The sequence below is a fragment of the Bacillus sp. FSL K6-0994 genome (assembly GCF_038630815.1).
Lineage (GTDB): Bacteria > Bacillota > Bacilli > Bacillales > Bacillaceae > Bacillus > Bacillus safensis.
This window is the reverse complement of the sequence record NZ_CP152043.1, coordinates 1833328-1847799: the sequence shown is the minus strand read 5'-3', so window position 1 is coordinate 1847799 and position 14472 is coordinate 1833328. Positions and strand designations below refer to the sequence as shown.

The following is a 14472-nucleotide window of genomic DNA, read 5'->3' as shown; positions in this document are numbered from 1 at the left end:
AAACTTAAAATAAGTTACAGAGTTTGTGAGATTTTATTACTGTGAAAAAACGGATCTTTTAAACGGGGGAGAGAAACGATGACTTATAATCAACTACCACAACCACAAGGTCTCTACCGTCCTGAATTTGAACATGATGCATGTGGAATCGGACTGTACGCCCATTTAAAAGGGGAGGCGACACATAGCATCGTCAAAAAGGGATTACAAATGCTGTGCCAGCTTGATCATCGCGGCGGGCAAGGCAGTGATCCGTATACAGGTGATGGTGCCGGTTTAATGGTACAGCTGCCAGACGCTTTCTTTAGAAAGAACTGCAAAGAATTTGCACTTCCTGAAAAAGGCCGTTACGGGGTAGGAATGGTCTTCTTTTCAAAAGATGATGACGAAAAAACGCGTCAAGCCATCGAACAGAAAATCAACGGGTTCATTAAACAAGAAGGCCAAACATTAATTGGCTGGAGAACGGTTCCTGTCGATGCCGGAAAAATTGGTACTGTCGCAGCGAAGAGCTGTCCGGTTGTGAGACAGGTCTTTATCGGAGCAAACGACAAGATCACAGATCGTTTGTCATTTGAACGAAAATTATATGTCATCCGTAAACAGGCTGAGAACTGGGGAACAAGAGAAGAAAAACAATTTTACTTTGTCAGCCTGTCTAGTCAAACCATCGTATACAAGGGGCTTTTAACATCAGATCAAGTCGATGCTTTTTATCTTGATCTACAGGATGAAACATTTGTTTCTGCATTTTCGCTTGTTCATTCAAGATTTAGTACAAATACATTTCCTACATGGGAAAGAGCCCATCCAAACCGTTACTTAATTCACAACGGAGAAATCAACACATTAAGAGGGAACATCAATTGGATGAGAGCAAGAGAACAACAATTCGTATCTGAAGCCTTCGGAGACGATTTAGACAAGATTTTGCCAGTACTGAATGCAGACGGAAGTGATTCATCCATTTTAGACAATGCCTTTGAATTCTTTGTGCTTGCAGGCCGTACACCTGCTCATACAGCAATGATGCTGATTCCTGAGCCTTGGACGGAAAACACGCACATGTCGAAAGAGAAACGGGCATTTTATGAATACCATAGTTCTCTCATGGAGCCGTGGGATGGACCAACAGCGATTTCCTTTACTGACGGGAAACAAATCGGGGCCATCTTAGACCGAAATGGATTAAGACCGGCAAGATATTATGTCACGAATGATGATCATATCATTTTCTCTTCTGAGGTTGGCGTAATCGACACAAATGAAGAAGATGTTAAGTATAAAGATCGACTTGAGCCTGGTAAAATGCTGCTCATTGATCTAGAAGAAGGACGAATTATTTCTGACGAAGAAGTGAAATCGACCATTGCGAATGAACTTCCTTATCAAAAATGGCTCGATGAAGAAATGGTCCACGTCAATCGCTCGGAAGAAAATTCAGAAAATTCTAGTATAATGGATGATTTATTGACACGTCAGCGTGCGTTCCATTATACGTATGAAGACATTCAAAAGTATTTAATTCCTTTACTAGAAGAAGGCAAGGATCCAATCGGTTCAATGGGAAGTGACACACCGCTTGCTGTGTTATCAGATCGTGCGCAGTCTCTTTTTCATTATTTTAAGCAGCTGTTTGCACAAGTCACGAACCCGCCGATTGATGCCATTCGTGAGCAGCTCGTGACATCAACCATGACTTGGTTAGGTGCCGAAGGCGATATTTTACATCCGAATGAATATTCATGCCGAAGAATTAAACTTTATACACCGGTCTTAACGAGCGGGCAATTTAACGGCTTGAAAACGATTGTTCATAATGCCTTTAAAAGCAAAACAATCCATACACTTTTCACCGATGATTTAAAACGCGGACTGGATGCGATGTTTGAAGAGGCGGAAAAAGCGATCAGAGAAGGTGTCTCTTTATTAATCCTTTCAGATCGTGAAATGACAGAACAAAAAGTACCGATTCCACCACTTCTTGCGCTAAGTGCACTTCATCAGCATCTTGTGCGTCAAGGCCTGCGGACAAAGGTCAGTCTGATCGTTGAATCTGGAGAGGTGAGAGAGGTCCATCATTTTGCCGCACTAATTGGCTACGGCGCAGATGCGATTCACCCTTACCTTGTCTATGAAACGTACAAACAGCTGATTGCAGACGAAGCGATTTCGATCAGCTTTGATGAAGCTGTTACAAAGTTTGGTAAAAGCGTGACAGAAGGTGTCGTCAAAGTCATGTCCAAAGTGGGGATTTCCACTGTGCAAAGCTATAGAGGCGCGCAAATCTTTGAAGCAGTTGGGATTAGTGAAGACGTCATTCAAGTGTATTTCACAGGAACAGCTTCTCAGCTTGGCGGAATTGATCTTGACACCATTGCTCATGAGGCAAAACTCCGCCATGAAGCAGGGTATCAAGCAGCAACTGACCAGACACTTGAATCAGGCAGTGAATTCCAGTGGAGAAAAAATGGAGAACATCATGCTTTTAACCCAAAAACGATCCATACGCTCCAGTGGGCATGCCGTAATGAAGATTACGATCTATTTAAACAATATACAAAAGCAGCGGATGAAGAAAGAATCGGCTTCCTCAGAAACTTGTTTGCATTTCAGCCAAAACAAAAGCCGGTTCGTCTGGAAGAGGTTGAATCTGCTGAATCCATCGTGCGCCGCTTTAAGACAGGTGCCATGTCATTTGGATCTTTAAGTAAAGAAGCGCATGAGGCACTTGCGATTGCGATGAACCGAATTGGCGGTAAAAGTAACAGCGGAGAAGGCGGAGAAGATCCTGCCCGCTTTACAGTAGATGAACATGGTGATGACCGCAGAAGTGCAATTAAACAAATCGCTTCTGGCCGATTTGGTGTGAAAAGTCATTACTTAGTCAATGCAGATGAACTGCAAATTAAAATGGCGCAAGGAGCAAAACCTGGAGAAGGCGGACAGCTGCCAGGAAATAAAGTGTATCCTTGGGTTGCCGATGTACGTGGTTCTACGCCAGGTGTCGGATTGATTTCACCACCGCCGCATCATGATATTTATTCCATTGAAGATTTGGCACAGCTGATTCATGATTTGAAAAACGCGAACCGTGATGCACGCATCAGTGTCAAGCTTGTATCTAAAGCCGGCGTTGGCACGATTGCAGCAGGTGTAGCAAAAGGAACTGCGGACGTCATTGTCATCAGTGGTTATGACGGCGGTACTGGAGCTTCACCGAAAACGAGTATTAAACACACAGGGCTTCCTTGGGAGCTTGGATTGGCAGAAGCGCATCAAACCCTTGTGTTAAATGGTCTTCGCGAGAGAGTCGTTCTTGAAACAGACGGAAAGTTAATGACTGGCCGCGACGTTGTGATGGCTGCGATTTTAGGAGCAGAAGAGTATGGCTTTGCGACAGCTCCACTTGTCGTGCTGGGCTGCGTGATGATGAGAGCATGTCATTTAGATACTTGCCCAGTCGGTGTAGCCACACAAAATCCAGAGCTCCGCAAAAAATTCATGGGTAACCCCGATCACATTGTGAACTTCATGATGTTTATTGCAGAGGAAGTAAGAGAAATCTTAGCGGAACTCGGCTTTACATCAATGGATGAATTAATCGGACGCACGGACGTCCTAGCGGTCAGTGAACGAGCAAAAGCTCACTGGAAAGCAGGGCAGCTAAACCTTGAAACATTGCTTTATCAGCCAGAAGGAGCGCGGACATTCAGAACACCACAAAATCATAAAATTGATGAATCGCTGGATATGAATGAAATCCTTCCTTATGTGCAAGAAGCGCTGAATCATCAAACACCGGTTGATCTATCATTGAACATTCGCAATATCAACCGTGTGGCCGGAACTATTACTGGCAGTGAAGTGTCTAAGCGCTACGGGGAAGAGGGCTTGCCAGAGGATACCATCACACTAAGATTCACTGGTTCAGCTGGACAAAGCTTCGGCGCATTTGTGCCAAAGGGCATGTCTCTCTATTTAACAGGTGATTCAAATGACTATATCGGCAAAGGACTCTCAGGAGGCAAAATTGCTGTTAAAACGTCTGATCATTTTGTACAAAATGGACATGAAAACGTCATTGTAGGAAACGTCGCATTTTACGGCGCAACTAGCGGAAAAGCTTATATTAACGGGCGTGCTGGTGAACGATTTGCTGTTCGTAATTCAGGTGTACATGTGGTTGTTGAAGGAATCGGAGATCACGGCTGTGAATACATGACTGGCGGACGTGTCGTTATTTTAGGAGACGTTGGGAAAAACTTTGGTGCAGGTATGTCTGGCGGTGTGGCTTACATCCATACATCGGATGCAAAACAGTTCAAAAGAATGTGCAATATGGAAATGATCATGTTTGAAAAGCTCACAGATCATGAAGAAGAACAAGAAGTGAAACAAATGATCAAGGAACACCTTGATTATACAAACAGCTCAAAAGCAGCAGCACTTCTTGAAAACTGGGAGCAAGAAAAGGATCAATTCATCAAAGTCATTCCGAGAAATTACAAAATGATGCTTCAAAGCATCGAAGAACAAAAACAAGCGGGCCTCAGTCATGAAGAAGCGGTGATGTTTGCCTTTGAAGCAAACACAAAACCGAAAAATCAAGAAACGGCAAACGGGCAAAAAGCAGCCCTCGCTCATTAAGAAAGGGGAGAGGACAATGGGCAAAGCAACAGGTTTTATGGATTATAAAAGAGAAAAGCCAAATGAACGTGACCCTCTCACTCGTCAAAATGACTGGAAAGAATATTCAGCTCCTTATACAGATGACGTATTGAAAAAGCAGGGCGCTAGATGTATGGATTGCGGAACACCGTTTTGTCAAATTGGGATGGAGATCAGGGGCGGCGTGTCTGGCTGCCCGATCTACAATTTAATTCCAGAGTGGAATGATCTTGTCTATCGCGGAAGATGGAAAGAAGCTCTCGAAAGACTTCAAAAAACAAATAATTTCCCAGAGTTTACTGGGAGAGTATGTCCGGCACCTTGTGAAGGGTCATGTACAGTCGCTATCAATGATCCAGCTGTTTCGATTAAAAATATCGAACGTACGATCATTGATAAAGGCTTTGAAAATGGATGGATCACACCAAGAATCCCTTCAAGCCGTACAGGGAAGAAAATTGCCATTGTCGGCTCAGGACCAGCAGGACTTGCAAGTGCTGATCAATTAAACCAAGCAGGGCACGCTGTAACAGTGTTCGAGCGTTCTGACCGTCTTGGCGGACTGCTGACATACGGGATTCCGAATATGAAGCTCGATAAAGAAGTGGTCGAGCGAAGAGTCAAACTTCTAAGACAAGAAGGCATTGACTTTGTGACGAACACAGAAATCGGTGTGGATATTACTGCTGATGAACTGAAAGAGCAGTTTGATGCCGTTATCCTTTGTACAGGTGCACAAAAGCAGCGTGATCTGTTGATTGAAGGCCGGGAAGCAAAAGGAATTCACCTTGCGATGGATTATTTAACCCTCGCAACGAAAAGCATGCTTGATTCAGGATTTAAAGACAAAAACTTCATTGATGCAAAAGGAAAAGACGTGATTGTGATTGGCGGAGGAGACACAGGTGCAGACTGCGTTGCAACTGCACTTCGCCAAAAAGCAAAAAGTGTTGTTCAATTCGGGAAGCATCCAAAGCTTCCGGATACACGTGTAGGGGATAACATGTGGCCAGAACAGCCTTATGTCTTCTCGCTGGATTATGCTTATGAAGAAGCACAAGCCAAATTCGGAGAAGATCCGCGTCAATATTCAATTCAAACCACAAAAATTGTGGCAGATAAAAATGGGAAATTAAAAGAGCTTCATACCATTCAAATGGAAAAGGTGAAAAACGAACAAGGGAAGTTTGAATTTCATGAGATTCCAGGAACAGAGAAGGTATGGCCTGCTCAGCTCGTCTTTATTGCAATTGGTTTTGAGGGAACTGAACAGCCGCTTGTGAAACACTTTGGCGTGGACAGCAAAAACAATCGCATTGACGCAAAGTATGGGGAATATACAACAAATGTAGAAGGCGTATTTGCAGCGGGAGATGCAAGACGCGGGCAAAGCTTGATTGTCTGGGCAATTAATGAAGGCAGACAAGTGGCGCACGAGGTAGACCGTTATTTAATGGGGAGTTCAGTTCTGCCAAAATAGGTCAAACAAAGGGTGTTACAATATAAAGAAAAGCCATGACCAACGTGTGGTCATGGCTTTTTATGATTCAGAAATGGTATGGTTGATCAACACTTTTTTACGTTTAAGCTGCGATACGACTAAACAGAGGAAGACAATAAGAACAAAAAGAGAAATGGTCAAAAAGCCAAACGTATATGAGCCAGTCAATTCTTTTAAACTGCCAAGAATATTAGGTAAAAAGAATCCGCCAATGCCTCCAGCAGCCCCAACAATTCCGGTCACAATCCCAATTTCTTTATGAAATACTTGAGGCACCAGCTGAAAAACAGCGCCATTCCCCATCCCAAGACACATCATCCCGGCAAATAAAAGCGCAATGACCACAGGTAAAGCTGGAAGACTGCTCACTCCCCCTAAGCAGATGCCGATGATTCCGAATAATCCAAGCAGTACTTTCATTCCACCTATTTTATCGGCAATGAGACCGCCTACAGGACGAAAGAAGCTGCCTGCCGCCACACAAAGGGTCACAAAATCACCAGCATGAATCTTCGAAACCCCATATTGATCCACAAAGAAAATACTGAGGAAACTAGAAAGCCCGACAAACCCTCCGAATGTGATCGCATAAAGCAGACAGAAAAACCATGTCGATTTCACTTGAAATACTGAAAAGTACGACCGAATCGGCTGAGGAGCGGGCTGATTTGGTGCATCTTTTGCAGTGAAAATAAAGAACAAAAAGACAAGACTTAACGGAATCAGAGCGAGCCCCATTACGGCATGCCACCCGTAAATCTCCGCAAGCCTTGGACCAAATAATGTGGAGATCAGTGTTCCACTATTCCCCGCGCCTGCAATCCCCATAGCTACTCCTTGTAAGTGAGGAGGATACCAGCGGCTTGCCATTGGCAAAGCAACAGCAAAACTTGCTCCTGCTACTCCAAGCAAAATCCCAATCAGTACGAGCTCTGAAAGGGTTGTACCAGCGATAAACCCCCAAATGAGCGGAATGGTCGTTAAAAGCATTCCCATCACTGCAGTCTTTTTAGGTCCTATTCGATCGGTGAATAAACCGAGCACAATCCGAAAAAAAGAACCAGATAGAATTGGAATGGCCACAATCATGCCTTTCTCTACGGTTGATAAAGCAAAATCTTGCGCAATAAAAGCACCCAGCGCCCCTAACAAAACCCAGATCATAAAGCTCACATCAAAATATAAAAAGGAACCAAACAATGTCTTAGGATGACCACTTGATTTTAATTCTGAGAGTTTCATAAAACGCCTCCTCTATTGAATTTTCTGACTTAAAGATAGCGAGTTCACTTATATAATGAAAGTATTATGTGAGAAAAATTGACATGAATAAACACTTTTTTACAAGTGTGTGCCATAATCAATCCATACAAAGTGCTCGAGCCAGAGGCTTAGAAAGGTTGATTTCAGATGACAAAACGCAAACTTGTGTTTATCGGAAACGGCATGGCGAGTATGAAATGTATCGAAGAGATCATTCAAAAGCAGCCAGAACATTACGCCATAACAGTCATTGGAAAAGAGAAGCACTCTGCCTACAATCGAATAAAACTTTCGCCCATTTTACAAAAAAGCGAATCATTAGCTCAAATTGAACTAAAGGATAAAGAATGGTACACAGCGCATGACATCACATTGTACAAAGGAGAATCAGTTATACATATCGATACAAATCGAAAATGTGTCATGACAGATGCGCGCCGGGAAATTCCCTATGACAAGCTCGTCATTGCAACGGGTTCATCGCCGAATTTTCTTCCTATTCAGGGTGTGTCCAAAAAAGGGATATACGCTTTTCGGACAATTGATGATTATGAGGCCATTTGTGCGGATGCGGTGCATTATCAACAAGCAGCAGTGATCGGAGGCGGCGTGCTTGGTGTGGAGGTGGCAGCTGGTCTACAGATGGCGGGGCTGGAAACCACCATCATTCATCATACGGAGCGGCTCATGCAGCGACAATTAGATGAAACAGCCGCCGGATTATTACAGCGACAATTTATACGAAAAGGGATTCAGGTGAAAACAAATGCCCATACCATTGCATGCTTAGGCGGTGAGAGGGTAGAAGGCGTTCTATTGAAAAATGGCGACATCGTGGAGGCTGATCTTGTTGTTTTTACAACAGGTATCCGTCCGAATATACAGCTTGCAGAGAATTATGGCATACACACGAGAAAAGCCATTGTTGTCAATGACGTGATGGAGACAAATATCCCAAATATTTATGCGATTGGAGAATGTGCAGAGCACAAAGGGATGGTGCACGGTCTTGTTCAGCCCATTTATGAACAAGCAAGCGTGCTCGCTAAGCATCTTTTAGGGGAAAAAATCACACATACACCCAAGCCCATTTACTCAACAAAATTAAAAGTACCTGATTTGCCGATTTATTCTGCTGGATGTATTGAACATCATTCTCCGTTTATGTCAGCTGTGACTTATTTAGATGAAGAGCAAGAGGTATATAAAAAATTCGTTTTTGAACGTGAGGCGCTGGCAGGCATTTTATTCGTCGGAGAGCTGGAGCATGCCGATCAGCTTTTGCAAGATGTGAAAGTGGGACGTGATAAAAGTGTGGTCATGAAATCCCTTTATGAAAAGCAAGCATCCCCACTAGATTCATTAAAAATGGAAGATCTCGTCTGCCAATGTCAAACCGTTACAAAAGGGACGATTTTAAAAAGCATTTCGGTTCATCAGCTGACAAACTTAGAAGAGGTGAAAAAACAGACAGGGGCAGCAACCGGGTGCGGCGGGTGTCAAGAGCTCGTCCGTGCTTGCTGCCAGTTATCATCACATGAACAAACGGAATTGCAGGCCTTTTATTGTCCATGTACAGAAGTAGATGAGCAGACCATTTTTTCGTTTATTCAAAAGCAGCAGCCGGTGAATGCTGAAGAAATAAGAAGACATTTTCAATGGAAAACGAATCACGGCTGCGGCATCTGCCGGCCGGCCATTCAATACTATCTCGAGCAATTTCAAGGATCGGTGGAAAAAATCGGCGCTGCTGAGCAGGAAGACATGTTGATTCCTCAATTATATGGAGGCCGGCTTGATTTGGATTTTTTGAAAATCATTACGTCTTTGTTAGAGAACAGGCTGATTGAGCAGGCAGAGCTGACAAAGCATAAACGAATACGGCTTATCGGTGTGTCAAAACAGGCGGCACAAATCGTCAAAAATCATTGGCCAATTATGCCCAATGAGAAAAGAAGACTATCTCATATCCTTTCATGCGACTGCAGTGATCCAGCAGTCACGTCACTTGTGATAGAGCTGGAAAGACAAGTGGAAGATACACTTTTTCCAGCTGTCACCTCCATTCATATCACCGGTGCTTCCTGCACGTGTAAACTTGCTCCAATTGATGACATCTGTCTGAAAAAGCAGCTGGGTGAATGGAACATTTATATAGGAGGCCAGCTTTTTTACACCTTGGCTCATTCAAGTGAGCTTATTCCTTTTTTAAAAGCGCTGCTTGAAGAGTATAGAAAAAATGCTTACTTTCAAGAATCCATTGGTGATTGGCTTTCCCGGCAAGGGAACATTTCTATTCGAGAAAAGTTACTTGATGAGGAAATAAGAGAAGAGCTCTGTGCGCAATTTGACCAAAGCAGACAAGAAAATGTAAGTCATAAGGATGTGAAGGTATGAGTCAATCTTTTTTACAATATGCCCAGCAAAAATCAAAGCAGGAAGAACAAAAGCGAGTGTTCCCAGCCCAATGTCCTTTTTGCAGTATGCAGTGCAAAATGCAATTAATCGAGCAGCATGTGGAAGGGCGAACACGCTACCAAACGATTGGTGTACACAATCCAACTACGCACGGAAGACTTTGTATGAAAGGACAGCATGCCCACCAGCACGCGCTTCATAAAGATCGCCTGAATCACCCGCTGATCAAAAGAAACGGACAATTTGTAAAAGCAACATGGCAGGAGGCTCTTGAGGAAATCAAAACAAACATAGAATCCCTTCAGCTGTCACATGGCCATGATGTGATCAGTGTGTACGGAAGCGCATCAATTACAAATGAGGAAGCGTACTTACTCGGGAAATTTGCAAGAGTGGCGCTGAAAACAAAATACATCGATTATAACGGGAGACTATGTATGTCTTCGGCAGCAACTGCCGCAAATCAAACATTCGGACTTGACCGTGGCCTGACCTTTCCTCTCAGCGACATCAAGCATGCACGAGTGTTGATATTGGTTGGAACGAATATAGCGGAATGTCAGCCAACCTTCCTGCCCTACATCGAAGAGGCGAAAAACAATGGCGCATTTCTCATCGTCATTGATCCGCGCAGAACTCCGACAGCCCAATTAGCCGATTTACATGTCAGCCTAAAACCAGGGTCAGATGCCGCACTGGCAAACGGCATATTGCACATCATGATGCATGAGCATTTAATCGATGAATCATTTATTCATCAACGAACGTCAGGTTTCCAAGAACTAAAGGAGCATATCTCACGCATCTCCCTGCCAGACATAGCTGAGCAAACCGGCGTGACGATTGATGTGATGCAGAAAATAGCAAGGAAATTCGCACAAGAAAAGACAGGCATGATTTTTACAGCAAGAGGCATTGAGCAGCAAATAGACGGTACAGCCTCTGTGCGTAATTTCCTGAATATTCTGCTTGTTACTGGGAAGATCGGCCACTTTGGATGCGGCTATGGCGCAATAACCGGCCAGGGAAATGGCCAGGGAGCAAGAGAGCATGGGCAAAAAGCAGATCAGCTTCCAGGATATCGAGATATCTCAAACCCTGGTCACAGAAAAGAAATGGCTGAACGATGGAACATTGATGAAAAAGAACTCCCAGGAAAGGGTGTGTCTGCTTTTGAGATGTTTGAAAAAATGGAGGCAGGTGAGATCAAAGCGCTCTTTTTAATGTGCTCAAACCCTGTCCAGTCAGGGCCGAACGCGCACTTGATTCAGCAAGCCATCAAGAACTTGTCCTTTTTTGTTGCCGTTGATTTATTTATGTCTGAGACAGCTGCGCTGGCAGATGTAATTTTACCGACTTCGTCATATTTAGAGGATGAAGGTACCGTGACAAACATAGAGGGGCGCGTTACGCTTAGAGAAGCAACATATCCACTTAAACACCAAAGAAAGCACGATTGGCAAATCATTTGTGAAATAGCAGCTGTATTAGGCAAAGGCAGCCATTTTTCCTTTTCATCCGCAGAAGAGATCTTTGAGGAAATAAGAGCCGTTACGAAAGGTGCAAAGGCTGATTATTCAGGCATAACCTATGAAAGGCTGAGGAAGGAACAAGGCATAAGGTGGCCTTGTACTCATTTAGAAGACCCAGGAACTGAAAGATTATTTGAACATGCATTCTCACATTCTGACAGTTTAGCGAAGTTTGCCGTTGTCACACATGGAAAAAAGGCTGCAAAGGAACCCGTCAGTCAAGAATACCCTCTTTATTTAACGACCGGCAGGGTGATGGCTCATTACCAAACAGGCGTTCAAACAAGAAGGAGCACCTCTCTTGTTGCCAGACAGTTTGAAGCATATGCAGAGCTTCACCCTGACACAGCGAAAACGTATGGACTTCAGCACGGGGAGCTCGTGACCATCAAGTCAAAAAGAGGAAGTGTCATCATCAGATGCCGCATATCAGACACCATTCGAAAAGATACCGTATTTGTTCCATTTCACTGGAGCAAACATCAATCAATTAATCAATTAATTGATGACCAACTAGATCCGCACAGTAAAATGCCAGGCTTTAAATATTGTCCTGTACAGCTGTCAGCCTGCGTGAATGAAAAACTATGTGAGAAATTTTAACATGTATTTTCCATCTATGTTTAGATTATGGTACTTTCTAAAAAATGATCACATGAGGGGTGTTTTATCATGAAAGAAAAACTCGTATTAGTGGGGAACGGTATGGCCGGCATTCGAAGCCTTGAAAACATTTTAAAAACAGACAGCGAACGTTTCGACATGACGGTATTTGGGACTGAACCGCATCCTAACTATAACCGAATTCTTTTATCGAAAGTGCTTCAAGGGGATACGAAGGTCGAAGATATTACGTTAAACGATTGGAACTGGTATCATGAGCATGATATTCAGCTGTTTACAAACGAGACTATAGTGAAGATCGATACAGAGAACCAAACAGTCACCAGTGATCAAGGACGGACCGTGCATTATGACCGATTGATTTTAGCAACAGGGTCACTTCCATTCATCCTTCCAATTCCAGGGAGTGATAAAAAAGGCGTGACGGCTTTTCGTACATTGCAAGACACTGAGGAAATGGTCAATGCCTCTACTATGTACAAAAAAGCAGCAGTCATCGGAGGCGGACTCCTTGGGCTTGAAGCAGCACGCGGTCTATTAAACTTAGGCATGGAAGTGAATGTCATCCACCTCAGCTCTCATTTAATGGAACGCCAGCTAGACCCTATTGCAGGCCAGCTTCTTCAAAAAGCATTAGAAGAACAGGGGATGAAATTCCTGTTAGAAAAACAGACAAATGAGATTTTAGGAGATACAAGAGTAGAAGGATTATCATTTTCAGATGGCACTACACTTGAGACAGACCTAGTCGTCATGGCTGCGGGAATTAAACCAAGTAAAATGCTTGCAGAAATAAGCGGGCTTGAAGTGAACCGTGGGATTATCGTCAATGATTTTATGGAAACAAGTGTCCCGAGCATTTATGCCGTCGGAGAATGTGTGGAACACAGGGGACAAACGTACGGATTAGTTGCTCCTTTATACGATCAAGCGACTGTACTTGCCAAGCATGTATGCGGCTTGAACCCTGCTCCATATGAAGGCTCTGTTCTGTCAACACAGCTGAAAGTATCAGGAGTTGATGTATTTTCAGCTGGTGATTTTATTGAAAACGATGAGAAAAAAGCGATTAAGATTTTTGACGAACAAAAAGGCATCTATCAAAAACTCGTCTTCCAGCAAAACCGATTAGTAGGCGCCGTCATGTTTGGAGAAACAAGCGACGGACCTCGTTTATTCTCGTACATTAAAGAAGGAATAGATATGTCGGATATGGAGAAGGTATCTGTCTTAACCTCCAATGATCCGGCGCAAGAAAGCACGATTGACAGCATGGCAAACGACCATATCGTTTGCGGCTGTAATGGCGTGTCAAAAGGGCAGATTGTGGAAGCCATTCAGAAAGAAGGCTTAACAACGTTTCAGGAAGTCAAGCAATGTACAAGTGCCTCACGATCTTGCGGAGGCTGTCAGCCTGTTGTCGAAGAGATTCTTTGGCATACGCTAGGTGAGGATGCAAGCCGGACAGCCCAAAAAGAAACCATCTGCGCCTGCACTACCCTTTCACGAGATGAAGTCATTCATGAAATCAAAGAGAAAGGGCTGCAGCATGTCAAAGAAGTGATGAATGTACTTGACTGGAATACAGAAGAGGGCTGTTCAAAATGCCGCCCTGCACTGAATTATTATTTAGGCATGCTTCATCCACTTGAATACAAAGATGAAAAGAGCTCACGCTTTGTAAATGAACGCATGCACGCCAATATTCAAAACGATGGCACCTATTCAGTTGTTCCGCGAATGTACGGCGGCGTCACCAATGCAAATGACTTGAGAAAAATAGCCGATGTCGTCGACAAATATGAAATACCGCTTGTGAAAATGACTGGCGGTCAGCGTATTGACCTTCTAGGTGTCAAAAAAGAAGATTTACCTAAAGTGTGGGCGGATCTAGATATGCCATCGGGTTATGCATATGGAAAATCTTTAAGAACAGTTAAAACATGTGTTGGAGAACAATTTTGCAGGTTCGGCACGCAGGACTCCATGGCTCTTGGAATTGCACTTGAAAAGAAATTTGAAGGTCTTGCGACACCGCATAAAGTAAAAATGGCCGTCTCTGCTTGTCCGAGAAACTGTGCAGAGTCCGGAATTAAAGACCTCGGTATTGTGGGGATAGATGGAGGGTTTGAATTGTACGCCGGCGGAAATGGCGGCACACACCTGCGGGCTGGAGATTTATTAATGAAGGTCAGTACAGCAGAAGAAGTAGAGCAAATGGCCGCAGCATACCTGCAATATTACAGAGAAACGGCAAATTATTTAGAAAGAACCTCTGCTTGGGTTGAGCGACTTGGGTTAGATCATATTCAATCAGTACTCCTGGATGATGAAAAACGAGCAGCCTTAATCGAAAGAATGGACATTGCGCTTTCAACATATGAAGAGCCTTGGCAGGAGCTTCGCGAGAGTCAAAAAGACACGAGACAATTATTTCAAAAAGCGACGGCTTCCGTATAAATC

6 protein-coding genes are annotated in these 14472 nt (G+C 43.7%); 5 read left to right on the top strand and 1 reads right to left on the bottom strand.

Annotated features, from left to right (window positions below; genetic code table 11):
* The first annotated feature begins 78 nt into the window (after positions 1 to 78).
* Together gltB and gltD are read left to right on the top strand one after the other, a co-directional pair.
* On the top strand, positions 79 to 4650 hold the full coding sequence (gltB, locus tag MHB69_RS09355; RefSeq protein WP_120208057.1) for a glutamate synthase large subunit: 4572 nt from the start codon (positions 79 to 81) through the stop codon (positions 4648 to 4650).
* 16 nt (positions 4651 to 4666) lie between these two features.
* Complete coding sequence (gene gltD / locus MHB69_RS09350) at positions 4667 to 6151, top strand: glutamate synthase small subunit (RefSeq protein WP_024428371.1); 1485 nt, start codon at positions 4667 to 4669, stop codon at positions 6149 to 6151.
* 60 nt (positions 6152 to 6211) lie between these two features.
* On the opposite strand, the gene MHB69_RS09345 is transcribed toward gltD, so the two are convergent.
* A complete protein-coding gene (locus MHB69_RS09345; RefSeq protein WP_034280687.1) occupies positions 6212 to 7414 on the bottom strand; it encodes a nitrate/nitrite transporter in 1203 nt (400 codons plus the stop codon).
* Positions 7415 to 7582: 168 nt separating this feature from the next.
* Between MHB69_RS09345 and MHB69_RS09340 the strand changes: the two genes are divergently transcribed.
* The 3 genes from MHB69_RS09340 (at position 7583) to nirB (ending at position 14469) form a co-directional block, all read left to right on the top strand.
* Positions 7583 to 9832, top strand: coding sequence for an FAD-dependent oxidoreductase (locus MHB69_RS09340; RefSeq protein ID WP_342496217.1), 2250 nt, complete (start codon positions 7583 to 7585; stop codon positions 9830 to 9832).
* Entirely contained in the window at positions 9829 to 11988 is a 2160-nt protein-coding gene (locus MHB69_RS09335; RefSeq protein ID WP_342496216.1) for a molybdopterin oxidoreductase family protein, read from the top strand. Before MHB69_RS09340 ends, MHB69_RS09335 begins: the two co-directional genes overlap by 4 nt.
* A gap of 69 nt (positions 11989 to 12057) precedes the next feature.
* Positions 12058 to 14469 (top strand): nitrite reductase large subunit NirB, encoded by a 2412-nt coding sequence (gene nirB, locus MHB69_RS09330; protein ID WP_342496215.1) that lies wholly within the window; start codon positions 12058 to 12060, stop codon positions 14467 to 14469.
* The last annotated feature ends 3 nt before the right edge of the window (positions 14470 to 14472 follow it).